22 protein-coding genes and 1 pseudogene are annotated in these 24,539 nt (G+C 69.5%); 15 read left to right on the top strand and 8 right to left on the bottom strand.

Annotated elements, in window-relative coordinates; genetic code table 11:
• The first annotated feature begins 75 nt into the window (after positions 1–75).
• From mqnP to C4B68_RS17035, 7 genes are all read left to right on the top strand, one after another.
• Complete coding sequence (mqnP, locus tag C4B68_RS17065; RefSeq protein ID WP_099500496.1) at positions 76–978, top strand: menaquinone biosynthesis prenyltransferase MqnP; 903 nt, start codon at positions 76–78, stop codon at positions 976–978.
• A 31-nt stretch (positions 979–1,009) separates the two neighbouring features.
• The gene (locus C4B68_RS17060; protein ID WP_099500497.1) at positions 1,010–1,690 is read left to right on the top strand and encodes a UbiX family flavin prenyltransferase; all 681 of its coding nucleotides are present in this window, start codon (positions 1,010–1,012) and stop codon (positions 1,688–1,690) included.
• A 130-nt stretch (positions 1,691–1,820) separates the two neighbouring features.
• The gene (locus tag C4B68_RS17055) at positions 1,821–2,276 is read left to right on the top strand and encodes an Lrp/AsnC family transcriptional regulator (protein WP_099500498.1); all 456 of its coding nucleotides are present in this window, start codon (positions 1,821–1,823) and stop codon (positions 2,274–2,276) included.
• Between the two features lie 86 nt (positions 2,277–2,362).
• Complete coding sequence (gene mqnE / locus C4B68_RS17050; RefSeq protein WP_099500499.1) at positions 2,363–3,526, top strand: aminofutalosine synthase MqnE; 1,164 nt, start codon at positions 2,363–2,365, stop codon at positions 3,524–3,526.
• Positions 3,527–3,588: 62 nt separating this feature from the next.
• A complete protein-coding gene (locus C4B68_RS17045) occupies positions 3,589–4,110 on the top strand; it encodes a GNAT family N-acetyltransferase (RefSeq protein WP_099500500.1) in 522 nt (173 codons plus the stop codon).
• Between the two features lie 105 nt (positions 4,111–4,215).
• Complete coding sequence (locus tag C4B68_RS17040; protein WP_099500501.1) at positions 4,216–4,506, top strand: DUF4229 domain-containing protein; 291 nt, start codon at positions 4,216–4,218, stop codon at positions 4,504–4,506.
• Positions 4,507–4,643: 137 nt separating this feature from the next.
• Complete coding sequence (locus C4B68_RS17035) at positions 4,644–5,306, top strand: TetR/AcrR family transcriptional regulator (protein ID WP_099500502.1); 663 nt, start codon at positions 4,644–4,646, stop codon at positions 5,304–5,306.
• On the opposite strand, the gene C4B68_RS17030 is transcribed toward C4B68_RS17035, so the two are convergent.
• Complete coding sequence (locus tag C4B68_RS17030) at positions 5,251–6,117, bottom strand: MaoC/PaaZ C-terminal domain-containing protein (RefSeq protein WP_099500503.1); 867 nt, start codon at positions 6,115–6,117, stop codon at positions 5,251–5,253. The genes C4B68_RS17035 and C4B68_RS17030 overlap by 56 nt on opposite strands.
• A gap of 509 nt (positions 6,118–6,626) precedes the next feature.
• On the opposite strand from C4B68_RS17030, the gene C4B68_RS17020 reads away from it, so the two are divergent.
• Positions 6,627–8,594, top strand: coding sequence for an AMP-dependent synthetase/ligase (locus tag C4B68_RS17020; protein ID WP_099500505.1), 1,968 nt, complete (start codon positions 6,627–6,629; stop codon positions 8,592–8,594).
• 41 nt (positions 8,595–8,635) lie between these two features.
• On the opposite strand, the gene C4B68_RS41355 is transcribed toward C4B68_RS17020, so the two are convergent.
• Positions 8,636–8,815 (bottom strand): hypothetical protein, encoded by a 180-nt coding sequence (locus C4B68_RS41355; RefSeq protein ID WP_143674297.1) that lies wholly within the window; start codon positions 8,813–8,815, stop codon positions 8,636–8,638.
• Positions 8,816–8,835: 20 nt separating this feature from the next.
• On the opposite strand from C4B68_RS41355, the gene C4B68_RS17015 reads away from it, so the two are divergent.
• Both C4B68_RS17015 and C4B68_RS17010 read left to right on the top strand, forming a co-directional pair.
• The gene (locus C4B68_RS17015; RefSeq protein WP_099500506.1) at positions 8,836–10,041 is read left to right on the top strand and encodes a cytochrome P450; all 1,206 of its coding nucleotides are present in this window, start codon (positions 8,836–8,838) and stop codon (positions 10,039–10,041) included.
• Between the two features lie 34 nt (positions 10,042–10,075).
• Positions 10,076–10,444, top strand: a pseudogene (locus tag C4B68_RS17010) (cupin domain-containing protein); the annotation flags it as partial.
• Between the two features lie 169 nt (positions 10,445–10,613).
• On the opposite strand, the gene C4B68_RS17005 reads toward C4B68_RS17010, so the two are convergent.
• Positions 10,614–10,817, bottom strand: a complete 204-nt coding sequence (locus C4B68_RS17005; protein WP_010986243.1) for a cold-shock protein — start codon at positions 10,815–10,817, stop codon at positions 10,614–10,616.
• A gap of 343 nt (positions 10,818–11,160) precedes the next feature.
• Here C4B68_RS17005 and C4B68_RS17000 point away from each other — a divergent pair, with 343 nt between their 5' ends.
• Both C4B68_RS17000 and C4B68_RS16995 read left to right on the top strand, forming a co-directional pair.
• A complete protein-coding gene (locus C4B68_RS17000) occupies positions 11,161–12,009 on the top strand; it encodes a menaquinone biosynthetic enzyme MqnA/MqnD family protein (protein ID WP_099500507.1) in 849 nt (282 codons plus the stop codon).
• 93 nt (positions 12,010–12,102) lie between these two features.
• Positions 12,103–13,797 (top strand): serine/threonine-protein kinase, encoded by a 1,695-nt coding sequence (locus tag C4B68_RS16995; RefSeq protein ID WP_099500508.1) that lies wholly within the window; start codon positions 12,103–12,105, stop codon positions 13,795–13,797.
• Between the two features lie 96 nt (positions 13,798–13,893).
• On the opposite strand, the gene C4B68_RS16990 is transcribed toward C4B68_RS16995, so the two are convergent.
• The gene (locus C4B68_RS16990; protein WP_099500509.1) at positions 13,894–18,465 is read right to left on the bottom strand and encodes an FtsK/SpoIIIE domain-containing protein; all 4,572 of its coding nucleotides are present in this window, start codon (positions 18,463–18,465) and stop codon (positions 13,894–13,896) included.
• A gap of 312 nt (positions 18,466–18,777) precedes the next feature.
• Here C4B68_RS16990 and C4B68_RS16985 point away from each other — a divergent pair, with 312 nt between their 5' ends.
• Positions 18,778–19,086: a WXG100 family type VII secretion target gene (locus tag C4B68_RS16985; RefSeq protein WP_099500510.1), complete on the top strand. Its 309-nt coding sequence runs from the start codon at positions 18,778–18,780 to the stop codon at positions 19,084–19,086.
• A 206-nt stretch (positions 19,087–19,292) separates the two neighbouring features.
• Here C4B68_RS16985 and C4B68_RS16980 read toward each other — a convergent pair whose 3' ends face one another.
• From C4B68_RS16980 to C4B68_RS16970, 3 genes are all read right to left on the bottom strand, one after another.
• Positions 19,293–20,342 (bottom strand): hypothetical protein, encoded by a 1,050-nt coding sequence (locus C4B68_RS16980; protein ID WP_373682197.1) that lies wholly within the window; start codon positions 20,340–20,342, stop codon positions 19,293–19,295.
• A complete protein-coding gene (locus C4B68_RS16975) occupies positions 20,330–20,983 on the bottom strand; it encodes a hypothetical protein (RefSeq protein WP_167459099.1) in 654 nt (217 codons plus the stop codon). The genes C4B68_RS16980 and C4B68_RS16975 overlap by 13 nt, the downstream gene beginning before the upstream one ends.
• A 225-nt stretch (positions 20,984–21,208) precedes the next feature.
• Positions 21,209–21,562 (bottom strand): hypothetical protein, encoded by a 354-nt coding sequence (locus C4B68_RS16970; RefSeq protein ID WP_099500511.1) that lies wholly within the window; start codon positions 21,560–21,562, stop codon positions 21,209–21,211.
• A 447-nt stretch (positions 21,563–22,009) separates the two neighbouring features.
• Here C4B68_RS16970 and C4B68_RS16965 point away from each other — a divergent pair, with 447 nt between their 5' ends.
• The gene (locus C4B68_RS16965) at positions 22,010–22,297 is read left to right on the top strand and encodes a winged helix-turn-helix domain-containing protein (RefSeq protein WP_099500512.1); all 288 of its coding nucleotides are present in this window, start codon (positions 22,010–22,012) and stop codon (positions 22,295–22,297) included.
• Positions 22,298–22,383: 86 nt separating this feature from the next.
• Entirely contained in the window at positions 22,384–22,914 is a 531-nt protein-coding gene (locus C4B68_RS16960; RefSeq protein ID WP_167459098.1) for a Uma2 family endonuclease, read from the top strand.
• A gap of 178 nt (positions 22,915–23,092) precedes the next feature.
• On the opposite strand, the gene C4B68_RS16955 is transcribed toward C4B68_RS16960, so the two are convergent.
• Complete coding sequence (locus tag C4B68_RS16955; RefSeq protein WP_240634386.1) at positions 23,093–24,196, bottom strand: baeRF3 domain-containing protein; 1,104 nt, start codon at positions 24,194–24,196, stop codon at positions 23,093–23,095.
• Positions 24,197–24,539: the final 343 nt, after the last annotated feature.

Below are 24,539 nucleotides of genomic sequence, written 5' to 3'. Positions count from 1 at the left end.
TGGTAGCGCGGCGGCGGGGCTTCTCCGCTGCCGCGGAGGTGACCCGGTCGATCGCCGTTGGACGGAGTACGGCCTGTGAGTGCCTCCGCCGCCGCGATGCCTCAGCCCGGGAGGGCCAAGGCGTTCCTGCGCCTCGTCATGATCGAGCACTCGGTGTTCGCGCTGCCCTTCGCCTACATCGCGGCGCTGACCGCGATGTTCCAGTGGGACAAGAACATCCACTGGGGGCGGCTGCTGCTGGTCACCGTCGCGATGGTCGGTCTGCGGACCTTCGCCATGGCGGCGAACCGGATCATCGACCGCGAGATCGACGCCCGCAACCCCCGCACGGCCCACCGCGAGCTGGTGACCGGCGCGATGACGGTGAAGCACGCGTGGACGGGCGCGCTGGTCGCGCTGGTGTTCTTCCTCGGCGCCGCCGCGCTTCTGAACCCCCTGTGCCTCGCGCTGGCGCCCATCGCGGTCATCCCGATGGTCGTGTACCCGTACGGCAAGCGGTTCACGAACTTCCCGCAGGCCATCCTGGGTCTGGCCCAGGCGATGGGCCCGGTCGGCGGCTGGCTGGCGGTCACCGGCGAGTGGTCCTGGGACGCCGTCGTCCTCGGTCTCGCGGTGGGCATCTGGATCGGCGGCTTCGACCTGATCTACGCCTGTCAGGACGTCGAGACGGACCGCGAGATCGGCGTGATGTCGGTGCCCGCGCGCTTCGGCATCCCGGCCGCGATCTGGGGCGCGCGCGGCTGCCATGCCGTCACCACGGCCCTGTTCGTCTGGTACGCCCTCGCCACCGGCGCCGGTGCCTTCTTCTGGCTCGGCCTGCTGATCGTCGCGGGCGCCTTCCTCTATGAGCACTCCATCGTCAAGCCGAACGACCTGTCCCGCGTGAACCGGGCGTTCTTCAGCGTCAACGGTTTCATCGGCATCGCTCTGTTCGCCTGCGCCCTGCTGGATCTGCTGGTGCGCGGGCTCACGGTCTGACTCCCGGCGGTGGCCGGATAGGCTCGACACCATGAAGCCAGGACAGACGCAGCGCCGGCCTTGGATCGTGGGGGTGTCGGGTGCCTCCGGTACGCCGTACGCCGCCGCCGTGCTGCGCGCGCTTCTGCGGGCGGGGGAGAGCGTCGACCTGGTGGTCTCGCGCGCCTCCCGGCTGACGCTGCTCGACGAGACCGGTCTGCCCTTCCGGGACGCCCACTGGCAGGACGACCTGCGGGAGTGGCTGGCGCGGGGCGCCGACGGCAAGCCCGGCACGTTCGACGTGAGCGTCGATGGCGTACGGCACTGGAGCGCGGGTGACCTGGCGGCGGGGCCGTCCTCGGGCTCGTACCCCGCGAAGGGCATGCTCATCGTGCCGGCCTCGACCGCCTGCGTGGCCGGAGTCGCCCTCGGGCTCTCCAAGGACCTGCTCCAGCGCGCGGCGAGCGTCACGCTCAAGGAGCGGCGCAAGCTGGTCGTCGCCGTGCGGGAGACTCCGCTGAACGGGCAGACGCTGCGCCACCTGGTCGCCCTGGACGATGCGGGCGCGACGGTGCTGCCCGCCTCGCCGGCGTTCTACGCGGGCGCCACGCACATTCAGGACCTGGTGGACTTCGTCGCCGGGCGGGTCCTCGACGCGGCGGGCGTCGAGCACGGCCTGTACCGGCGGTGGGAGGGCGAGCTGGGGGGCGGCGCGCGCGGCAGCACCCCCTGACCGACGCGCACGGGGGACTCATCGCTTCCCGGCATTTCAGTTCACTTCAGTTCAGGTAAGTACTTTCAGGCACGTCAGTTCAGGTAAGTCAGGACCTCTTCAGACCTTTTCAGCGGAAGGCTTCGATCGCATGGACGCGGTGGACAGGCAGCTCATCCAGGCCCTGAGGGAGAACGGCCGGGCCTCCTACGCGGAGCTGGGGCGCCTCGTCGGTCTGTCGGGACCCAGCGTCACCGACCGCATCAACCGGCTGGAGGCCGCCGGCGTCATCACCGGCTACCGCGCGACGGTCGACGCGGCCTCGCTCGGTCTCGGTGTCACCGCCCTGATCGGCATCTCGCTCTCCGACGCCGCCGACCACGAGGACGTGGCCCGGCGCCTGCGGGACCTCGGCGAGATCGAGGACTGCTGGTTCATCGCGGGCGACGACTCGTACATGCTCAAGGTGCGGGCGAACGACGTGGACGGCCTGGAGAAGATCATCCGGCGCCTTTCCGGGACGAAGGGCGTCTCCCGGACCCGTACGACGATCGTGCTCTCCACGAAGTGGGAGAACCGGGTGGGTGAGCTGCCGGAGGAGCAGTAGGGCACCAAGTGCCTGATGGGGGCTCCTCTCACCCGAAGGGTGGGGGAGTACGGTTGCCAGGGTTTGTCACGAGGAGAGGTAGAGGCATGGATGTCGGGCTCAAGCGCGAGCTGGAGGACAAGGTCCGGGCCGGTGAGCGGCTCACCCGCGAGGACGGCATCGCGCTGTACGAGTCGGACGACCTGGCCTGGCTCGGCGGGCTCGCGCACGAGGTGCGTACCCGCAAGAACGGTGACGTGGTCCACTTCAACGTCAACCGTCACCTCAACATGACGAACGTGTGCACCGCGTCCTGCGCGTACTGCTCGTTCCAGCGCAAGCCGGGCGAGAAGGACGCGTACACGATGCGCATCGAGGAGGCCGTCCGCCTCGCCAAGGCGATGGAGAACGAGAACCTCACCGAGCTGCACATCGTGAACGGTCTCCACCCGAACCTGCCGTGGCGGTACTACCCCCGGTCGCTCAGCGAGCTGAAGAAGGCGCTCCCGAACGTCTCCCTGAAGGCCTTCACGGCGACGGAGATCCACCACTTCGAGACGATCTCGGGTCTGTCGGCGTCGGAGATCCTCGACGAGCTGATCGACGCGGGCCTGGAGTCCCTGACCGGCGGCGGCGCGGAGATCTTCGACTGGGAGGTCCGTCAGCACATCGTCGACCACCGCACCCACTGGGAGGACTGGTCGCGCATCCACCGCCTCGCGCACGAGAAGGGTCTGAAGACCCCGTGCACGATGCTGTACGGCCACATCGAGCAGCCGCGGCACCGGGTCGACCACGTCCTCCGTCTCCGCGAACTCCAGGACGAGACAGGCGGCTTCCAGGTCTTCATCCCGCTGCGCTACCAGCACGACTTCGTGGACATGAAGGACGGCAAGGTACGCAACCGCCTTCAGGCGCGTACGCAGATGGCCACCGGAGCCGAGGCCCTGAAGACCTTCGCGGTCTCGCGCCTCCTCTTCGACAACGTTCCGCACGTCAAGGTCTTCTGGGTCATGCACGGCGTGCAGACGGCGCAGCTCGCGCTCCAGCACGGCGCCGACGACATGGACGGCTCGGTCGTCGAGTACAAGATCACGCACGACGCCGACAACTACGGCACGCCGAACAAGCTCACCCGCGAGGACCTGCTCGACCTGATCCGCGACGCCGGGTTCCGGCCGGTGGAGCGGAACACGCGCTACGAGATCATCCGCGAGTACGACGGCCCCGACCCGGAGCGCCGGGAGTCGCCGCAGCCGATGCGCGTGTGACTCGTAGTCGGACCCGGACCCGGCGTCGGGCGTGCGGCCGGCGGAACTTAGGGTCGCTGACCATGGAGCTCACCTACCGGCTTGACCCCGACCTCACGCCCGCGTTCCTCGACGAACTCACCCGGTTGTGGACGGACGTCAGCAACGCGGGCGGGGCGGTCGGCTTCGCCGGCGCGACGACGTACGAGGAGATACGTCCCCAGACCGACGCGTACGCGGAGTCGGTCGCGGCCGGGAGCCACCGTCTGCTCGCCGGTCTCGACGGCGACGGGCGGCTGCGGGCCACGGCCTTCCTCGGCTTCAACAGCCACCGGCTCCAGACCCACTTCGCCTGGCTGACCACTGTCATGATCGACCCGTCCCTCCAGCGCGGCGGCCACGGCCGCGCCCTGCTCGCGGCGGCCGAGGAACACGCCCGCACGTTCGGCCTGGAGGCGCTGAAGCTCACCTGCCGGGGCGGGCTGGGCCTGGAGCACTTCTACGCGTCCTGCGGCTACAAGGAGGTCGGCCGGGTGCCGGGCGGGCTGCGCGTCTCGGCGGACGACTACCGCGACGACATCGTGATGTGGCTCCCGCTCCTGTGACCCGTCGTGCGCCCCGTCGGGGACACCCCCTGCAAGATCGTGTGCGGGGCGTGCTTCACTGGACGATGCCCTTTGGGAAGGTTCGGAACGGAAGAGTGGATTGACATGGGCCGCTACACACTGATGCGCCTTGGTATCTTCGCGGGCTGCTTCATGGTCGTCTGGGGCCTCGTCTACTCCGGTATCGCCCCGCGCGGACTCGGCGGGTCCAACTTCATGTGGGTCATCCTGCTCTCCCTGGTGATCTCCGCCCCCATCAGCTTCGTCGTCCTGCGCAAGGAGCGCGACCGCGCCTCGGCCCAGGTCGTCGCCCGCGTGGACCGCGTCAAGACCAACCTGGAGCGCAACCGCAACCAGGAGGACACCGCGGACGACACGGCGCGTGAGGGTATCTAGCCCGTCCGGCGTTTGAGGACGAGGCCGTTCAGGCCGATACGGGGGTCTGGCGGCAGAGCCCCCAGAGAGGGCAAGCCCGGCCCCGGGCACCCCATTCCCCGCCAAGCCGCCGGCAGACAAACCGTACGCTTGCGCGTATGGGTGCAGTGAAGAACAAGCGGATGCCGCGTGCGGTACGTGAGCGGCAGATGCTGGACGCCGCCGTACGGACCTTCGGGCAGCGCGGGTACCGGGCCGCGTCGATGGACGAGATCGCCGATCTGGCGGGCGTGTCCAAGCCGTTGGTGTATCTGTACCTGAACTCGAAGGAAGACCTCTTCACCGCGTGTATCCGGCGGGAGGCCAAGGCGCTCACCGCCGCCGTCCGCGCGGGCGTACAGCCCGGCCTGCCCGCCGACCGTCAACTCTGGGACGGGCTGCGGGCGTTCTTCACGCACACGGCGGAGAACCCGGACGGCTGGGCGGTCCTGCACCTCCAGGCCCGTACGCACGGCGAGCCGTTCGCGGCCGAGGTCGCCGCGACGCGCGAGGAACTCGTCGTGTTCGTCACGCAGTTGATCGCCGTGGCCGCGCGTGAGGCGCACCGGAATCCGTCGCTGCCCGACCGCGAGGTCGCCGGGCTCGCGGAGGCGCTGGTCGGCGCCGCCGAGTCCCTCGCGACCTGGGCCAACGCGACGCCGGGTGTCTCCGCCAAGCAGGCCGCCGCGACCCTGATGGACTTCGCCTGGGCGGGCCTGGGCAACCTCATGGAGAGCCGCCCGTGGTCGGGTTCGGGCCCGGCGGACGGACTTCACCGGTGAGGTGAACGCGCTCGCCGCCCCGCAGTTCGAATGCGGGGCCCTCGGCGGCGTACGTGACCGTGCCCGGCAACAGCACCGGCGCCTTGAACTCGGCGCGCACGGTCACCGCGTCCCGCGGTCCGTACTCGGCGAGACAGCGGGCGACGGTCCACATGCCGTGGGCGATGGCGCGGCGGAAGCCGAAGAGCCGGGCGGTGACCGGGTACAGGTGGATGGGGTTCCGGTCCCCGGACACGGCCCCGTACCGCCGCCCTACGTCTCCGGCGAGGCGCCACTCGGCGAGGGCGGGCAGCGGCTCCCGCTCTTCCCGCGGCCTGTGCTGCGCCTCGCGCGGTTCCGGGGCGGGGCGGCTTTCGGTGCGGTGCCGCGCGAGGTACGTACTCCTCGACTCCCATACGCGCCCGCCGTCGGCCCGCGCCTCGGTCACGACGGTCGCCTCGGTGCCGCGCCGGTGCGGCGCCAACCCCTGGACGTACACGGTGAGTTCGTACTCCGCCGTGGCGGGCAGTCCACCCCACCGGGTGGCCTCGAACGAGGTGTGCACCAGGCCGAGCAGCGGCAGCGGGAACGCACGGCCCGACATGATCCGCATGGCCAACGGAAACCCCAGGACATGCGGATACGTGACCGGCAGCGCGTCCGCCCCCGTCGCGAACCCGCAGACCCGCTCGTACCCGGCCAGCCGCGCGAGATCGACGCGCACGCCCGGGACGACGAGCCGGGTCCTGGGGACGGGCGCGTCGGCGCGGGGCCGCTTGAGGGGGGAGAGCAGGGCACCGCGGGCGAGGAGGGGACTGAGGGAGGGGGACATCAGGGCTCTCCCGGCTCGGTGGACTCCGCAGTAAGGTTACCCGAGGTAAGGGCTACAGCCCGTCCGGCGTTTGAGGACGAGGCGACGAGCCGTGCCCCACCCACCCGCCCGAATTCCCACCCACCCCGGCCGGCGAAGGTGTCAGCCCGTCCGGCGTTTGAGGACGAGGCCGTTCAGGCCGATAGCGGGGGTCTGGGGGCGGCAGAGCCCAGGCACGGGACGGGTAGGGGCACAGGGGGCGAAAACTCCTCCCACCGCGACCGGCGGTGACGACCCCCGAACGCCCGCGACGCGGAGGCTGGTTGACCCCGGCCGGGAGGCACCGCGTGGTCGCCGAGGCTGCACACCCCCGCCCCCGGACCACCACGAACCCCCCACGCACGCACCGTACGATCTCCGGCCATCCAGCGCTAACCCCCGGCCGCGCGCGGCTGGTGAACACCTCGGTACGCACCGCGCGTATCTCATGCAGCAGAGCAGTCCACAGCTGCACGCCCCAGGAGCTGCCCATGTCCATCCCGCACGCGTCCGAGCCCTCGCCCGGCCTCAGCCCCACACCCGCACCCACGCCGGCCCCCGACTTCGACCTCGACTACGACGGCGGCCCCGTACTCGTGAAGCCGGAGATACGACGGCTGGACGGCGTGGCACGCGAGGCGTCCGTGCCACCGATCGCCCCGCCGGCGACCCACGGTTCGCTCGCCGACCTGCCCTTCGACAACGCGGAGGCGGCCCCGGACAAGGTGGTCCTCAGCCGCAAGGGGCCGGACGGCCGTTGGACGGACGTGACGGCGGCCGAGTTCGCGGCACAGGTCCGTGCCGTGGCGAAGGGGCTGATCGCCGAGGGGCTGGTGCCGGGCGACCGGATCGCCATCATGGCGCGGACGACGTACGAGTGGACGCTCCTGGACTTCGCCGCGTGGGCGGCGGGTCTGGTGACGGTTCCCGTCTACCCCACCTCCTCCGTCTTCCAGGTCCGCTGGATCCTCCAGGACTCGGGCGCGGTGGCCCTGGTCACCGAGACGGTGTCCCAGGCGGCGGCCCTCGGCCCGGAGCGCGAACGCCTGCCCGACCTCGGTTACATGTGGGTCATGGAGAAGGGCCACGTCGACCTCCTGGCGGAGTCGGGCGAGTCGGTCCCGGACCAGGAAGTGGACGTACGCCGGGGGATGTTGATCCCGGACACCCTCGCCACCCTCATCTACACCTCGGGCACGACGGGCCGGCCCAAGGGCTGCGCGCTCACCCACGGCAATTTCTTCGCCGAGATCGACAACGCGATCGAACTCCTCTACCCGGTCTTCAAGGCGAAGTCGGGCGACGAGGAGTCGGTCCTCCTCTTCCTGCCCATGTCGCACGTCTTCGGCCGCATGATCGCCATCGCGTGCATCCGCGCGCGGGTTCGGCTCGGCCACGCGCCGAGTCTCAAGGCGGACGACCTGCTCCCGGACCTGGCGAGCTTCAAACCGACGTGCCTGCTGGCCATCCCGTACATGCTGGAGAAGATCTTCAACGGCGCCCGCGCCCGCGCCGAAGCGGGCGGACGGGCCTCGTCCTTCGACCGCGCGGCGAACGTGGCCATCAAGTACGGCGAGGCCATGGAGGCCAAGCAGACCGGCACCGGCCCGGGCCCCGTCGGCACGCTGAAAGCCGCCCGCGTCTTCTACAACCCCCTCGTCTACCGCCGCATCCGCAACGCCATGGGCGGCCGCGTCCGCAACGCGATCTGCGGCGGCTCCCCGCTGGGCCGCCGCCTCGCCGCCTTCTACGCCGGCGCGGGCATCGAGATCTACGAGGGCTACGGCCTCACGGAGACGACGGGCGCGGCCACGGTCACACCCCCGCTCCAACCCCGCCTCGGCACGGTCGGCTGGCCGATGCCCGGCATGAAGGTCCGCATCGCGGCGGACGGCGAGATCCTGCTCTCCGGCGAACAGGTCCTCCGCGGCTACTGGGACCCCCAGGCGGGCGGCGTCGTCCCGGCCGCCCCCGACGGCTGGCTGCCCACCGGCGACCTCGGCGCCCTGGACGACGACGGCTACCTCACCATCACCGGCCGCAAGAAGGAACTCCTCATCACGGCGGGCGGCAAGAGCGTGGCCCCGGCCCCCCTGGAGAACTGGCTCCGCTCCCACCCCCTGATCTCCCAGTGCATCGTCCTGGGAGACGGCCGCCCCTTCGTCACCGCCCTGATCACCCTGGACCTCGACGGCATCACCCACTGGCGCCAGATGAACGGCAAGCACCCGGTGCCGGCGAAACTCCTCGTGAATGACGACGAGTTGCGCCAGACCCTCCAGCGCGCGGTGGACGAAGCGAACAAACTCGTCTCCCGCCCGGAGTCCATCCGCCGCTTCGCCGTCCTGCCCGTGGACTTCACGGAGGAGGCGGGCCACCTGACCCCGTCCATGAAGCTGCGGCGGGATGCGATCATGCGGGACTTCACGACACAGGTGGAGCAGCTGTACATGCCGTAGGGAGGCCCGCTTAGCCCACGTGGCCCACGCGACGGTGCCGGTCACCGGTCCGCGCCGCCTCCCGTGCTTCCATCGCGCCAGGAGGCATACGACATGACGATCGACAGCAGGACACCCACTCCAGACTGGCCGCGTCCCGCCACCGTGTGCGGGCCGCGGCCGGTCTTGCTCCCGTACGCACCGGGCGGTCGGCCGACGCCCATGCCCGACGTCGTACCCATGCCCGGAGAGGAGCCGGCCGATGACCGGTGACAAGGAGACGGCCGTCTGCCCGTTCGACTTCAGCGAAGCCCTGGAGTTCGACCCCGCCCTCGCGGAGTTCATGAACCGCGATTCCCCCACCCGGATCCGGCTCCCCTACGGCGACGCCGACGCCTGGCTGGTCACCGACTTCGACTCCGTCAAACGCGTGACCACCGACCAGCGGCTCAGCCGGGCAGGCATCATCGGCCACGACTACCCCCGGATGACGGCGGAGCCCATCGTCTCGCCCGAGTCGGTCAACGTGATGGACCCGCCGCACAGCAGCCGCGTCCGCCAGCTGGCCTCGCAGGCCTTCACCCAGCAGCAGGTCGACGGCATGCGGAGCCGGATCACCTGGCTCGCGGAGGTCCTGCTGGACGAGATGGAGGAGAAGGGCGCGCCGGCGGACCTGGTCCAGCACCTCTCCAACCCGCTTCCCCAGCACACCATCCTGGACCTCCTCGGCATCGAACGGAACGAATGGCCCCGGATGCAGGAGTCCGTGAGCCAGCTGCTCGTCGTCGGCGCGGACAACAAGGAGGCCGCGGCGCACGCCAAGGCCGATCTGACGGAATACTTCGCCAAACTCGTCAAGGAGCGCCGGAAGTCACCCGGCAAGGACATCATCAGCGCGATGGCCGAGGCGCGGGACGGCGAGGACCAGCTCGACGACAGGGAACTGGCGGTCATGGCCCTGACGCTGACACTCAGCGGCCAGGACACGGCGACATGCCAGATCAGCGACATCGCGTACCTGCTGCTGACGCGTCCCGAGCTGATGGAACACCTCAGGCGCAGGCCGGAGACCATCTCCGACGTCGTGCACGAGATGCTCCGCTACATCCCGTTCCGCAAGGGGGTCGGTATCCCCCGGATCGCCCTGGAGGACGTGGAGCTGGGCGGCGTACAGATCCGGGCGGGCGAATTCGTCCACGTGTCGTACCTGACGGCCAACCGTGACCCGGAGCGCTACCCGGGCGCGCACACCATCGACCCCGACCGGAAGTACCTGCCGCACATGACGTTCGGCTGGGGCGGACACCGGTGCATCGCCGTGCCCTTGGCCATGGCGGAGCTGGAAGTGGCGATCGGGCGCCTCTTGGAGCGTTTCCCCGGGCTGCGGCTCGCGGTGCCGCCGGAGGACGTGCGGTGGGACACGGATACGATCCGGCGGTTCCCGCACGAGCTGCCGGTGACTTGGTAGGGACAGGTTCGGCGGGGGCGGGGCGGTGGGGGCGGTGACGTTCAGTGCGCTGGTCGAGCCGCCGGCTCCGGCGGTCCAGGTGATTCGCGCAGGTCAGGGGCCCACCGTCGCCTCGGAGCAGGCCAACTACGTCGCGACCCTGCTCTCGGCCAGCCCTCCCGGTGCCCGCCGGGACCTCTACCACCTGCGGGCGGAGCCGGGCGCGGCCCGGGAGTCGCAGCCGCACATCCCGGGCACGGTGGAGCACCTGATCGTGAGCACGGGAAGGGTGAAGGCGGGCCCGGTCGCGGAGGCGGTGGAGCTGGGGCCCGGCGACTACATGGCGTACCGGGGCGACGTACCGCACGCGTACGAGGCGCTGGAGCCCGGGACGACGTTCGTCCTCGTGATGCAGCACGTATGAACGCGAAGACGCGCGACGGCGTACGAGTGCCCGCAGGCGGCGTACGAGTGCCCGCAAAGGAAGGCGTACGTGTGCGCAAAGGCAGGAGCCCCGCGACCGGCTGGCGCGGGGCTCCTTGGGTACTGCTATCCGTTCCGGATCAAAGCATTGGGCTCTTGGAGCCGAAGGCTTAGAGCGGGGTGACGTTCTCCGCCTGCGGACCCTTCGGGCCCTGGGTGACGTCGAAGGAAACCGACTGGTTCTCTTCGAGAGAGCGGAAACCGCTCGCGTTGATCGCGGAGTAGTGGACGAAGACGTCCGGGCCGCCGCCTTCCTGGGCGATGAAACCAAAGCCCTTTTCGGCGTTGAACCACTTCACGGTTCCGGTAGCCATAAGCCCTCCTTGGGCCCAAAGGGTTGCCCTGCTCCAGAACCTGCGATTGTGTAAACAACTGCATACGTCTGAAAACGACGAGAGCCCGCGGTCACATGCTCCGCAGGCTCTGTACTGCAAGGGAAACCAAACTGCAACTTGCGGCGAGCCTAGCACGCAGGCAGCCGAAAGCAATAGAGGGCAAGATCATGTCGCCCGGAGGTTTGACCCCGCTCGGGTATGGGTTGACGTCGCGGTGTCGACCTGCTGTCGCAAGGGTTGACATGAGGGGTCGGGACGGTTTCCGAAACCGCATCTGGACCCTGAAGACTGCACCGTACCGCATGGGGTCTAGCCTCGCGATGTGGACAATTCTCGCACCCGGCCGCGCGTCGGCCACATCCAGTTCCTGAACTGCCTGCCCCTGTACTGGGGGCTCGCGAGAACAGGCACGCTCCTCGACTTCGAGCTCACCCAGGACACCCCGGAGAAGCTCAGCGAGAAGCTGGTGCAGGGAGATCTCGACATCGGGCCCATCACGCTCGTCGAGTTCCTCAAGCACGCCGACGAGCTGGTCGCCTTCCCGGACATCGCGGTGGGCTGCGACGGCCCGGTGATGTCCTGCGTGATCGTCTCGCAGGTCCCGCTGGACCAGCTGGACGGCGCCCGGGTCGCCCTCGGCTCGACCTCGCGCACGTCCGTACGCCTCGCCCAGCTGCTGCTCGCCGAGAAGTTCGGCGTCCAGCCGTCGTACTACACGTGCCCGCCGGACCTCAGCCGGATGATGCAGGAGGCGGACGCGGCGGTGCTGATCGGGGACGCGGCGCTGCGCGCCAACCTGCACGACGGGCCGCGGTACGGCCTCGATGTGCACGACCTCGGTTCGCTGTGGAAGGAGTGGACCGGCCTGCCCTTCGTCTTCGCGGTGTGGGCGGCCCGCCGTGACTACCTGGAGCGCGAGCCCGCCGTCACCCGCGAGGTGCACGAGGCCTTCCTGGCGTCCAGGGACGTCTCGCTGGACGAGGTCTCCAAGGTCGCCGAGCAGGCGGCCCGTTGGGAGGCCTTCGACGAGAAGGTCCTGGAGCAGTACTTCACGACGCTCGACTTCCGCTTCGGCGGCCCGCAGCTGGCGGCCGTACGGGAATTCGCGCGCCGGGTCGGCTCAACCACCGGCTTCCCGGCGGACGTGAACGTACGGCTGCTGGAGGCCTGAGGTCCCGGGAGTGCTCGGGCCGGGGACGCGTACGGCACTACGCTGCTGGGCAGTGCGTCCACTGCGTACGTGTACGGGGGAGGTGTGAGCGCCATGCAGCCGCTCGGAGTCGACGAACCCACCGTTGTGGGGCCCTACCGGCTGCTCGGCCGGCTGGGCTCCGGCGGCATGGGGCGCGTGTACCTGGGCCGCAGCGCGGGCGGCCGTACGGTCGCCGTCAAGATCGTGCACCCGCACTTCGCGCTCGACGAGGAGTTCCGCGCCCGTTTCCGCCGCGAGGTCGAGGCCGCGCGTCGGGTGGGCGGCGCGTGGACGGCCTCCGTCCTGGACGCGGACCCGGAGGCGTCGGTCCCCTGGGTCGCCACGGCGTACGCGGCCGGCCCGTCGCTCGCCGCGGCGGTCGCGGACGGCGGCGGTCCGCTTCCGGCCCATTCGGTACGGGTGCTGGGCGCGGGCCTCGCCGAGGCGCTCTCGGCGGTCCACGCGCTGGGCCTCGTCCACCGCGACGTCAAACCGTCGAACGTGCTCCTGACCCTCGACGGCCCGTTGCTGATCGACTTCGGTATCGCGCGGGCGACGGACGGCACGGCGTCACTGACCTCGACCGGCGTCTCCGTCGGCTCGCCCGGCTACATGTCCCCCGAGCAGATCCTCGGCAAGGGGATCACGGGGGCCGCGGACGTCTTCTCCCTGGGCGCGGTCCTCGCGTACGCCGCGACCGGCGAGTCTCCCTTCCCCGGCGAATCCTCCGCCTCCCTCCTCTACAAGGTGGTCCACGAAGAGCCCCACTTGGACGCCGTGCAGGGCGAGTTGCGGGAGATCGTGGCGGCGTGCCTGGCCAAGGACCCCGCCGGGCGGCCGACTCCGGACGAGGTGGCGCGGCGCCTGGCCCCCGCGGGCGCGGCCCGGCTGGTGGCGGCCGGGTGGCTGCCGGGGGCCCTGGTGGAGCAGGTCAGCCGTAGTGCCGTACAGCTGCTGAATCTTGAGGCGGCGGAGGATGCGGCGCCCTCGGGGCCGGTGGGGTTCAGCAGTCCTTCGGTGGAGGCGGGTTCGGCGTCCGGGACTTCTGCGCCCGGCGGGGCGTTCGGGCCGCCGCCGGAGGGGTTCGGGCCGCCACCCGCGATGCCGCCGGCGCCCGGTCCCGCCGCGTCCGTGCCGGAGCAGCGCGAGGTGCGGGACGCGACGCCCCACCCCGAAGACCGCCCCGGCAAGGTGTCCGTCAGCGTGGCCGCCACCGCCGTACCCGGGGCGAACGGCCGTGGCCGCAAGCTGAGTTGCACCGTCGTGCTGGCGGTCGCGGGGGCCCTTGCCGCGGTGACGGTGGGCTCGGCGTTCCTGTTCGGCCTCATGCCGGGCGGTGGCGCGGAGAAGGACGGGGGGAACGTGGCGGGGCAGCGCCCCTCGGCCACCGCTCCCGGTGATGCGCAGCGGCCGTCCACGATCCCGGCGTCCTACCTCGGCACCTGGGAGGGCGACGGCCTGGCCCTGGGCGGCGCCCTCCCCATGGGCACCTTCCGGGTCACCGTCCACCAGGCCGCCGTGGGCAAGGAGTTGGGCACCTTCCGCCAGACCGATCAGATCGGCGGCATCTGCGACACCGTACTCATCCTGAAGAAGGTCACCAAGGAGCAGCTCGTCGCCACGAGCGTGGCCAAGGTGCCCAGCCGCGACGTGTGCACGAAGGGCAGGCACGAGGTGCGGCTGATTCCCGTCGGGGACGACCTCAAGTACGAGACGGACAACGCGGAGGCGGGGGATCCGGTGGCGCGGATGTCGAAGGTGAAGTAGCCGGAACAGCCGGTGATGCGGAGCGGGTTCTGTTCGCTGCCGTGGTGTGAATCCGGCCTGGTCCCCGGAGTTGCCGGGGACCAGGCCGGTGTCGTACTACATCGGCGTCGTCACGGTGAGCGGCTCCCCGTTCCCGAGGTGCAGCAGCCCCCTGCCGGGTGCGACCGGTCCGCCGACCATGCTCCGGTTGGTGCGGATGCCGATCAGCTCGCCCGCGGAGGAGTCCTGCGGGGAGAGCAGGATGCCCCGGCGGCCCTTCTTCATCTCGACCTGCCAGCCGGAGAAGCCGCTGCACACGTCTTCCTCGTCACCGGCGATGACCAGGCCGAGACCGCGCTCGGCGCCGCGCTGGACGATCCGCTTGAAGACGGTCTCGGCGTCGCAGTCCTCCAGGACCTCACCGTCGTCGACCAGGACCACGATCGGCTCCTCGGGCGTGGCCGAGTCGATGACCTCCCGCAGGTCGTCGCTCTCGATGTCGTCCTCGTCGAAGACCTTCAGCACGCCGTCCTGGCCGTCGAGTTCGCGCAGCGGCGAGGGCCGGGGCGCCGCGATGACGATCCGTACGCCCTGCGCCAGGTAGGACCGGGCCATGTTCAGCAGCGTCGTACTGCGGCCCGACTTGGCCGGACCCGCGATGACGAACGTCGGCACGCCCTGCGCGAGGTCGGGGCCGAAGCCCATGATGTCGTCGCCGCCGATGCCGACCAGGCCCCACAGCCTGGAGCGCGAGGCATCCGGGTCGCGCATCTCCCAGGCGTCCATGAAGCTGATCCGGGTGGGCAGGACGTCCACGCGGAAGGGACGGCGGCTGCGCGGCAGGTCCGCGTCCCGGGCCGTGGCCGCCTCGCCGATCGCCGTGATCGCGGCGGCCTGTCCCTGGCCCGTGGCGTCCTCGGTGAGCAGGGCGAACTGGGTTTCGGTGCCGTGCTCGTTGCGGTAGCCGCGGCCCGGCGGGATCTCCTCGGGGACCTTGCGGGGGTTGATGCCGACGAGGGAGAAGTCGGAGCGGTCGGCGAGCCGCAGACCGTACTTGTCCTCGGTGAGCGAGCCGATCCGGGCCGAGAGGATCTGGCGGTCGCCGGTCATCACCATGTGCAGGCCGACGCTCGCGCCCTCCCGCATCATCGCGGTGAGCTGGTCGGTCAGATCGCCGTGGTCGTACTCGCCGAGCGTCGGCAGCCAGCCCTCCCACCGGTCGAGCAGCACGACGATGTGCGGGAGCCGCTCCTCCTGCGGCACCGCGGCCCGCTGCTCGCCGATGTCGGCGAAGCCCTTGTCGGCCAACAGGTCCTGACGACGGGTGAGTTCGCCCTTCAGGCGGGCGATCAGGCGGACCACGCGCTCGGTCTGGTTGCGGCCGACGACCGCACCGCAGTGCGGCAGCCGGGTCAGCGCGTTGAGCGCGCCGTTGCCGCAGTCGATGCCGTAGAGGTGGACGTCCGCCGCGGAGTGCGTACGCGCCAGTGAGCCCGCGATGGTCCGCAGGATCTGCGAGCGGCCACTGCGCGGCGCACCGCCGATGAGGAGGTGCCCGAAGGAGGCGAAGTCCACGACGACCGGGCGGCGGGCCTGGTCGGCGGGCAGGTCCTCGACACCGTACGGCGCGGGCGGGAGCTTGCCCGGTCCGCCGGCGAAGGCGGGCAGCTGGATCTCGTCGAGCAGCAGCGTCTCGGAGAGCGCGGGCAGCCAGGGGCTGTGCTGGGCGGGGATGCCGAGGGCCTGGTTGGCCTCGCGCACCGCGTCCACCAGCACCTTGAGGTCGGTGATCTCCTCTTCCTCGCGCTGTTCGGCCTTTGGCTTCACCAGCGTGGCCCGCCCGAGGTCCTCCCAGCCGAGCGGTCCCGCCCAGGGGGCGAGCACCGTCGGATCGGCGGCACCGGGGCGGCGGCCGCCGACGCGGCCCGACTGGAACGGCACCAGCGAGGCGTGACCGAGACGGACGTACGCCCGGCCCGGGGTGCTCTTGGCGATGTGCCCGGCCTCGGGGGAGTCGATGACGTCGCTGGACTCGCTGCCGTCGGTCACGCGCAGGGCGATTCGGAGGTTGGTGTTGGCGCGGATCTCGGGGGACACGACACCGCTCGGCCGCTGGGTGGCGAGGAGGAGGTGAATGCCGAGGGACCGGCCACGCTGGGCGATGTTGACGAGACCCGTGACGAAGTCCGGCAGGTCACGCACCATCGACGCGAACTCGTCGATGACGATGAGGAGCCGGGGCACCGGAGCGCGGGAGGGATCCCGCCGCACCAGGTCCTGGTAGTCCTCGATGTCCTTGGCGTCGGCGGCGGCGAGGATGTGCTCGCGCCGCTTGAGCTCGGCGCCCAGTGACTCCAGGGCGCGCTCGACGAGATGGGCGTCGAGGTCGGTCACCATGCCGACGGTGTGCGGGAGTTTGACGCAGTCCTTGAACGCCGAGCCGCCCTTGTAGTCGACGAGGACGAAGGTCATGTTCTCCGGTGTGTTGGCCACGGCCAACGACGCCACGATGGTCTGCAGCAGCTCCGACTTACCCGAACCGGTCGTACCGGCGATCAGACCGTGCGGCCCGTCCCGCCGCATGTCGATGCCGAACGGCCCGTCGTACGACTCACCGATGACCGCCATGGTCGACTGCCCGCCCATGCGCCAGCGGGCCGTGATGGCGTCGCGCGTCGGCGGCTCCAGCTGGAGCACGTCGAGCAGCCGGCTGGCTCCCGGCAGGGCCGAGTCCTCGGTCTCCCCGCTGATGTCGCGGAGGGGGGAGAGGGCACGCGACAGCCGGGCGCACCAGGCGGCGGAGACGAAGTCCGGCCGTACGTTCCGTACGCGCGCGATGCCCGTCTGCTGGACGCGCAGCCGCAGTTCGAGCGGCTTCTGGGCGCCGGAGTGGGAGTCGTCGGGCGCGGTGGCGTGCCAGGCGTGGAAGGAGGGGAAGCCGCCGGGCGCCGCGGGGGCGGCCTGGGAGATGCTCTGCGGGGTCGCGTGCTCCTCGGGCTTCGGCTCGGCGATGACGATGGCCTGGCACTCGCCGGGCAGGAACCGCTCCTCGGCGTCGAGGCAGATCGCGTACATGGACATGGCCGGGCCCTCGCGCAGCAGCCGCACCACACCCGGCATGGACCGCAGCCGCCGCGAACCGTCCCAGACGACGATGATGTCGGGGTCGCTGAAGGAGGTCTTGTTGCCGTTCTCCTTGGCGGCCTTCTGGCGGGCGTCAAGCAGTTGGGTCAGCTCGCCGATGCGGGCGCCGACGGTCTCGGCGTCCGTGCCGATGAGAATGTTGGCGTCCTGGGCACCGGCGGGCCGGCTGTGCGGCAGCCAGCGCACCCAGTCCCAGCTCTCCCGCCCGCTGTTCTCCGTCAGTACGTAGAACTGCACATCCAGCGGGCTGTGCAGCACCGCGGTCTGGGCGACGGCCCAACGCCCCAGCGCGTGCGCCGAATCGCCGGGCCCGGCAATGCCGATGACCCCGCGCTCGCGCAGCGGAAGGGCGACCGGCGCGTCCCCGATGGTCCAGGTGACCTCGCGCTTGTGGTCGTCCTGCTCCGGGTCGTCGAGCACGACCTCGGAGGGCAACTGCCCGGTCCCGACCCGCAGCAGCAGATGGTCCGCGTCGGTTCGCCGCCGCTCCCACAGCCGCGTACGCGGTCCGGTGCTCAGCGACAGGATGGTGGCGGGGTCGGGTGTCGCGTGACGCCGGTCGAGCCGCTCGGCGACCAAGGCCTCCTGGGCGTCCTTCTCGATCCGCGCCTTGTGCTCGTTGTACTCCTTGACCTGCTTCGCATGGGACTTGCGCCCATGCTTCTTGTCCATGAAGTAGTTGGCGAACATGATGAGCGGGCTCAGCAGCGCCATGATCATGTAGTACCAGCGCCCGAAGATCATCACCATGACGACGGCACCGACCAACGGCGTCAGGGCCATCAGCCAGGGCAGCGGCCGGGCCTCGAAGTCCCGTACGGGACTGGGCAGCCGGAACTTCGTCTCCCGCTCCGGGGGATGCAGCCGCGGCGGCCGGTTGTAGTCGAGGCCCGCACCGTCGTCGGACCACTTGAGCGCGGCGTTCGGGGGCGAGTAGCGGTCGAATTCGAGGAGGGTGTTGCCGACGGCGATCTGGCTGCCGAGGGGCCACTCGTCGTCGTCGCGCGTCTCGATGGCTTCACCGTCGAGGGTGACGCCTTCCTTGTCTTTCTGGTCCCCCTGTACGGCGACCCGGCAGGTCCCGTCCGTCGCGACGGACAACGTCAGGGCTCGTTGCGGAAGTTCGGGGTCATCGATGCGGATGTAGGAGGAGGCCCCGGCGCCGATGTCGTACCGCCCGATCCCGAGCCGGTGCACGGCCCCGGCACCCGGACCGCTCGCCACGCGCAGCTCGACGAGCCCGGTCGGCTCACCCGGCAGACACCCGGCGGGGTCGTGCAGACTGACGACGGCGCCCTCACGCAGCGGCGAGGTGCCGATGGTGGCGGAGGGATCGACGGGATACCCGTCGACGTAAGCGACAGGCGCCCCCGTCTGGGCCGCCTGATGCTGCCCGATGGGGATGATCTGAGCACCCCCGCTGTACCCGACGTGCGCCGCCAGTTCCTTGGCGATGTCCCCCACCGAGGACTCAGGATCCGCATCTAGAACCACGTCGGCGGTGGCGCCGCCCAGCGGATCGACGACGGTCAGAGTCAGCCGCACGCTCGTCCTCCCCAGACACCTGAGACCGCTTCCGGAACGCGGGCCACAGTGCCCTCGACGATAGCCGCTTCCCCCTTCCCGCAGGCAACGAGCTGTGTGAGGGGCCGTTGGAGGCTCAGCGCTGATACGGCGGCGCTACGGCGTCGTCCGCGCGGCCTTTGCACGCCGTCTGGTGCGGGCCCGTGACAGAACCGGGGTGTGCTCCTGCAAGCGCCGTAAGTAAGCTGCTGGCTCAATGCGGACGATCGCATCATCCGCATCAGGAGCCACGGGGGTTGGCCCTGCGGCGAGTTGAAGTATGGAGGACGCCACATGGCCGGCGGCAAAGACGCAGATATCACATACGACAAGATGCGGACCGCTGCGAAGAAGCTGGGCCACGAGAAGGAAAAGATGGAGGACAAACTCCAGGGCCTGGACAGCTACATCGACGGCCTGGTCGCGGACGGCTACACGACCGCGAGGGGTTCCCAGGCCTTCGACGACTCCTTCAAGGAGTTCACCAAGGGCATGAAGGACACCCTGGAGGGCCTCAAGGGCATGGCCAAGTTCCTCGAGGACGCCGCGAAGGCGTATGAGGAACTGGATGACCAGCTGGCCAAGGGTGTGAAGGGCAAGTAGTCCGCGTCGCGGCGGTTTTGGGGTGCGGTGAGCCGTGTTGAGGCGGCTCACCGCACTGGTGGGTTCCCATTAGATCAGGCCGTCTGCGGGCGGTTCGGGGATCTTGCCGATCGTGCACCACGCTGCGGCGTCCGGAGTGACGCCGAGGCGGTTTCGTATGGTGCGGTCGGTGGTCCTGGACAACCGTCGCAACTTCCATGCTGCCGTCACCTATTGACGGACTGGATTTCCTGGACGGTGATGTTCTGGGTGTTGCCGAAGGTGCCGTTCGGGAGCTTGGCCGGGTTCGGGTTACCCGTGCCGGTCCAGGTGATCTCCCAGGTGACGGTTGCCCGGAGCTTGAAAGTGCCGTCGCCGGACGACCGCAGGTACTTGATGCCGCACGGCGGGGTCTCGTCGGCCTTGCCCTTGGCGTACGCCTCGCCGATCGACCCGTCGTTGATCTCGCACTCGCCGGAAGCCGGGTAGGTCTCGGCGTCCCGCGTGCCTGGCTCCAGCTTGAGAGCGATGGGCTTGGCCGTCGTGGTGGCCTGGATGTTGAGGCCTCCGACATTGATCTGAGCGGTGACGTCGACTTCTTTGAACTTGGCCTTGTCCAGCCAGGCCCACGTCGGGAGGTTCACCTTGGTGATGTCCTCAGGCGCGAGAGTGACCTCGGTCTCGGGAAGTTGCAGCCGGCTGTACGCCAGTTCGGCGAGAACCTCGGGGGTGACGGCGTTGGGGACATTCGGGGTGTCGCCGTTCACGACCCAGAAGGGCAATTCGTTGCAGAGCTGAGCCGCGGGCTCCAGCCAACGGTCGGGGTCCTGGACGGCGACCCACCACGTGCCCTCGTCAGCCTTGTCGAGGTTGTAGTTCTTGTACTTGCCGTCCTTGTACATTTCGCGGAACTGTCCGACGGCCGTCTTCGCGTAGCTGTGCTGTCCGGGGTAGTTGACGGTCTCGGTGTACATGTTCTCGACGTGCTTTTCGAAGTCCTCGGCCGTGCGCGGCTCGTACCAGCAGGCGGGCGGAGTCCAATTCCCCACCGGGGTGACGTTCCCCTTGCTGCCGCCGCTGCCCTTGGAACTTCCGCTGTAGCGGACCATGGACACGATGTCAGTGCCGGACTGCCCGCCGCCGGTCTCCGTGGTCCCGCCGTTCGACTTGCCTCCGGGACCCCATCCGGCCATCGCCGTACCCGGTATCAGTGCGCAGACTCCCGCCGTAGCGCCCACGACCAGCCATCTGCTGCGCCGCCTCGTCAAGGCGTGCATGTCTTGTTCCCCCGTTCCGATACGAGCTTGGTGGTCTGCCAGACACCGTTCTCGGCCTTCTCCAGACGCGTGCTGTAGAGCACGTACGAGTCGTCGTTCGCCGGCGTCCTCTCGACCTCTTGCGTCTTCCGGTTCTTGTTGAACGCCTTGCTCTCGTCGGAGCAGTAGGCAAGCCCCGCCGACTTCTTGTCGAACACTTCAAGATCGGGTGAGTGGTAACGGACAGCGCCGGTGAATGTGGAGCCGGAGTCGACGATCGTCTTCACCCAGTCCTGGCTGCCCGGGAGGGCCGTGCCGGCCTGATAGAAGGACAGCACCGCGGACTTGGGGTCCCCCTTGACGACCGCGTACGTGACTGCCGTCTGGGCGCGCCCGGCATCTGCCAGGATCGCGTCCTTCGTTGCGTCGCCCGTCTTCCACCCCTCGAAGGTCTCCTTGATGTCGGCCGGGAGCGTCATGTCGGGACGCTCAATGCTGCCCGACGTGCTCGCACTCGGCGACGCCGACGGACTGCCGTCCTGATCGGCGCCCGCGATCTTGTCGTTGTCCTTCGAGCTGTCGTCCCCGCTGCCGCAGGCCGTCAGCAGTAGGGCCGCTGTCGTGGCGAACGCGGCAGCAACGGGCAAAGAGCGGCGCTTCACAGTGGACTCCCCGTGAGACAAAGATGCAGTCAAGGGTATGGACGGTATCGGTGGGGCTGATGGTTTCGCCAGGCTGAACTTCCACCAGGGTGCCGGGAATTGTGGATCTATTTGAGCAAATCGGTTCGGCTTCCGTGGCCTGATCGTGGCCCGCTGGAGATACGTCTGGCCCCGGACGCTTGAGGAGCGTCCGGGGCCAGGTATTTCTGTCCGGCTTCGCGGGAGTTATCGGGTCGAGCGGCATCCTGCACACATGCAGGGTGGGAAGGCGGCCGTCTGCGGGGTTGGGTCGATGCGGCTGCCCGTCCAGGTCCGGACCTCGCCACGGTCTTCGGTGACCGCACCCTCCGCGGTGACCTTGTAGACGCGGATGGTCATCCGGGAGCGGCGTGGGGTGAGTTCGAGGAGTTCCAGGGGGTCCGTCAGGGGCGGGTAGTGGTCGGCGCACTCTGGGCAGGCGTAGACGTTGAAGCCGGGGCCGGTTGCCGCGTGGACCTCGTGGACCAGGACCGGGTCTTCGGTGGTGCGCTGGCAGCGGGCGCACATACGGACGGGGCGGCGAGCGGCGGGGTCGGTCATCGGGTGGCTCCGACGGGGATGCCGTGGATGTGGTCCGGGCCGACGTCGATGCCGAGGGCGGCCAGGTAGAGGGCGCGGCGGCGTTCGCGTTGGCGGTGGCGTTCGTCGGGGCGAGGAGGTAGGGGCGTACGAGATGGGAGGCGCTGCCGTCGAGGAGTTCGGTGAAGCGGGGTAGGGGCGGGGCTGTCCGTTGCGCGCGGAGGGTTCCGGCGCGGTGGCGACCGCGTGGTTGCGGCATCCATGTGCTCAGCACCCACGCCAGGAATCGGACGGTAAGGTCCAGCATGTTGACGCTCCTACTAAGCGTTGGCCACGCCCCGGGACGGTTGCCTCCGTCGCCGGGGTCTTTAAGTGACAGGCACGCTACAGGGTGTAACTGGGGGGTGTATAGCGGTTATGCGCACTCCATTGAGTCGTAGAGCTAGGTGCTGTCGTACGTTGTTCGATATGACGCCAGACCCCGGACAGTCGCCGATCGATCCGAACAAGATCGCGTACGTCTACATGCAAATGGCGGACCACATCGCCGAACGCATTGCCAAGGGTGAGCTCCGGCCCGGCGCACGGCTGCCAGGAGAGCGTGATCTTGCCGCGGAGTACGGAGTTGCGCACCTCACAGCCCGCCGAGCCACCCGCGAACTGCGCGATCGAGGTCTGGTCGTCACGCTTCCGTCCAAGGGGACCTTCATCGCGCACCCGGAGTCGGACGACACCGCTGGTGGCGATCAGCAGTAGCGCCGACCGGGACGGTGCTCGAAGGTGCCCTCTGATTGTCTTCGGCCAGCCATAATGCCCACAGGAGGTGAACTGCCGTGACTGTCATGAGCGATCTGATCGAGCGAGGCGGTATCCCCGAGGGCTACAAGGTCGAGGTCTTCGACGGGAGGGTGATCATGACCCCGCAGAGTCCGGAGCAGCATTGGACCGTCAGGGATGTCGAGGGTGCCGTCGCGGCTGCTGGTATCGCCCGGGAACGTGTCTTCGGTGATGTCCTCGTGACATTCCCCGGTGAGAACGACGCGGCGCCCGACCTGACGATCATCGGCTTCGACGCCGAGCGCCGGAAGAACAGTTACTCCTGCATCGACGTGCTGGCCGTGGTCGAGGTCCCCTCCGAGCCGGAGGACGAGAAGGACTACGTACGGAACGTCCAGAAGTACGGCCGCTACGGGATCGACTTTTACCTGATCGCCGACCCGTTCAAGAAGCTCGTCACGCTGATGTCCGAGCCATATGCCTCCGGCTACGGCCGCATCCTCGAGATCCCGTACGGGGAGTCAGTGAGTCTTACCTTGGCGACCGGTGAGCGCGTGAAGATCGACACCAGTACCTTCCCTACGCGTGATGCGTGAGGTTTCGCTGCCGCCGAGGCGAGCCTGATAACGAGGGTCGCGAGGCTGCGCGGTTCAGAGCTCCGCGCCCTCCGTGGCGTTGGCGCTCACGCCGTCCCGTGCGCTTCGGCGCTGCTGGCTGTAGGCCACGTACAAGCCGATCAGCAGCTTGGCCGTGGCGATTCCCGCGCGTGGTGGATCAGTACCGCAGCACAGCCGCCACGCCGCCGGCCGCTGCGAGCGTCCCGTCGGGCACGAACAAGACTCGGGAGCCCGCGCTGATCGCGTTGTCCACAAGCTGTTCGACGATGTCGGTGGCCACACCGTAGGTGTGCGGCGGCGGCTCGACATCGGGTTTCGGGTTCGGCAAGGTCACCGGCTGCGGTACCTCTGCGACCTCCAGTACCCGGCCGTCCCCGGTGATCCGGCCCGCCACCATGAGCCCCTCTTCCACCAGGAGTTGGTGGACCCGCTTGTCGGCGACCGCGGTCCACACTTCCGGTGCGCCGCCGACGTACTTGCCGTGTCCGTGCGCTTCTTCCAGCTCGGCGACAGCTTGGGCGACCTGCTTCGTGTGAAAGTCGGCAAGGACGGGCTGCATCCGCTTCGCCAGATCCGGCGCCGGGAAATTGTCCATGCCGGTGAGCGGCAATGTCCCGGCGATCCGGTTCTCGTATCCGGTGAGGCCCTTGAACGTCGAGAGGATCTTGTCGCCGCCGATGACGAACAGCGGCAGTCCGTCGTGCTCTTTGAGGGCGTCCCCCAGCCGTTTGTCCACGGTCCGCAGGTACTGCTCGACCCGCTCCTCATGCCCCTCGTACGGCGCCGCGTGGGGGATCTCCCCGGGAATCGCGTCCTCGGGCGACGGGATCTGCGGCGCGCCCGGCCACCCGTCCCTCTCCACCTCCTCCAGCCGTCGCACGGACCCGTGGTACAGCCGGCACATGTCCTGATCGAGGACGAGAACCAAGTACGGCTTGGACCGCTGCTCGGCGGCCACCAGGTACCGCGTCAGGAACGCCGTGGCGAACTCCACCCGCGGTTGCACGGCCGCGAGCGACGTCATCCGCCACACCTGAACCGGCTCGTCCGCGGCCACATAGACCACCATGGCGTCGTCGGGGTGGAACGGATCGGCGGCGCGCTCGATCACCGTGGGATCCAGCCTGTGGTCCCGCAACTCCAACCTCGCGTCCCGCTCCACCTCGGGGTCATCCGCCAGCCGGCGCTTGGCCTCGGTGCAGAGGTCGCGCAGAAGGATCCGGTCCTTCTCGCTGAAGGGGAAATCCGGATCGGTCGGCATGACCAACGTGATCGCGGGATACGGCCGCGGCTTGCTCAGGGCGGCCCGGACTTCGGGAGTGAGATCAGAGGTATGCACCATCTCAGATTCGCACCGATCCCTGGGACACGCAGGGGGAGACGGCCAACCGAAGTAGCGAGGGGGACGTGCGAGGAGTGAGGGGTCCAGGGTGAGTGGTGAGGAGGTCGGGCGCGCGGGCACGCCTCGTCCCAGGGGGAAGGGCCCTCGGCAGCGGCGCGAGAAGATCAATCCGGCAGCGGTGCGCGAAGATCAATCCGCAGGTTGCGGTCCACGCGGTCCGCGCAGGCTGCAGTCCACTCGTGATGGTGGAGGGCGTGTGTGG

This window comes from Streptomyces dengpaensis (assembly GCF_002946835.1).
Classification (GTDB): Bacteria; Actinomycetota; Actinomycetes; order Streptomycetales; family Streptomycetaceae; genus Streptomyces; species Streptomyces dengpaensis.
The sequence above is the reverse complement of the archived record's forward strand: the minus strand, read 5'-3'. Positions and strand labels throughout refer to the sequence as shown.

What these genes read in the sequence shown, in the direction of transcription:
- C4B68_RS17015 (WP_099500506.1), top strand. Translation starts at nt 8,836, where the DNA reads ATGACCGGTGACAAGGAGACGGCCGTCTGCCCGTTCGACTTCAGCGAA.
- C4B68_RS16985 (WP_099500510.1), top strand. Translation starts at nt 18,778, where the DNA reads ATGGCCGGCGGCAAAGACGCAGATATCACATACGACAAGATGCGGACC.
- mqnE (WP_099500499.1), top strand. Translation starts at nt 2,363, where the DNA reads ATGGATGTCGGGCTCAAGCGCGAGCTGGAGGACAAGGTCCGGGCCGGT.
- C4B68_RS17030 (WP_099500503.1), bottom strand. Translation starts at nt 6,117, where the DNA reads ATGTCCCCCTCCCTCAGTCCCCTCCTCGCCCGCGGTGCCCTGCTCTCC.
- C4B68_RS16970 (WP_099500511.1), bottom strand. Translation starts at nt 21,562, where the DNA reads ATGACCGACCCCGCCGCTCGCCGCCCCGTCCGTATGTGCGCCCGCTGC.
- C4B68_RS16955 (WP_240634386.1), bottom strand. Translation starts at nt 24,196, where the DNA reads ATGCCGACCGATCCGGATTTCCCCTTCAGCGAGAAGGACCGGATCCTT.
- C4B68_RS16995 (WP_099500508.1), top strand. Translation starts at nt 12,103, where the DNA reads ATGCAGCCGCTCGGAGTCGACGAACCCACCGTTGTGGGGCCCTACCGG.
- C4B68_RS17045 (WP_099500500.1), top strand. Translation starts at nt 3,589, where the DNA reads ATGGAGCTCACCTACCGGCTTGACCCCGACCTCACGCCCGCGTTCCTC.
- C4B68_RS17035 (WP_099500502.1), top strand. Translation starts at nt 4,644, where the DNA reads ATGGGTGCAGTGAAGAACAAGCGGATGCCGCGTGCGGTACGTGAGCGG.
- C4B68_RS16965 (WP_099500512.1), top strand. Translation starts at nt 22,010, where the DNA reads ATGACGCCAGACCCCGGACAGTCGCCGATCGATCCGAACAAGATCGCG.
- C4B68_RS17020 (WP_099500505.1), top strand. Translation starts at nt 6,627, where the DNA reads ATGTCCATCCCGCACGCGTCCGAGCCCTCGCCCGGCCTCAGCCCCACA.
- C4B68_RS17055 (WP_099500498.1), top strand. Translation starts at nt 1,821, where the DNA reads ATGGACGCGGTGGACAGGCAGCTCATCCAGGCCCTGAGGGAGAACGGC.
- C4B68_RS17005 (WP_010986243.1), bottom strand. Translation starts at nt 10,817, where the DNA reads ATGGCTACCGGAACCGTGAAGTGGTTCAACGCCGAAAAGGGCTTTGGT.
- C4B68_RS16980 (WP_373682197.1), bottom strand. Translation starts at nt 20,342, where the DNA reads ATGCACGCCTTGACGAGGCGGCGCAGCAGATGGCTGGTCGTGGGCGCT.
- C4B68_RS41355 (WP_143674297.1), bottom strand. Translation starts at nt 8,815, where the DNA reads ATGGGTACGACGTCGGGCATGGGCGTCGGCCGACCGCCCGGTGCGTAC.
- C4B68_RS16960 (WP_167459098.1), top strand. Translation starts at nt 22,384, where the DNA reads ATGAGCGATCTGATCGAGCGAGGCGGTATCCCCGAGGGCTACAAGGTC.
- C4B68_RS17060 (WP_099500497.1), top strand. Translation starts at nt 1,010, where the DNA reads ATGAAGCCAGGACAGACGCAGCGCCGGCCTTGGATCGTGGGGGTGTCG.
- C4B68_RS17040 (WP_099500501.1), top strand. Translation starts at nt 4,216, where the DNA reads ATGGGCCGCTACACACTGATGCGCCTTGGTATCTTCGCGGGCTGCTTC.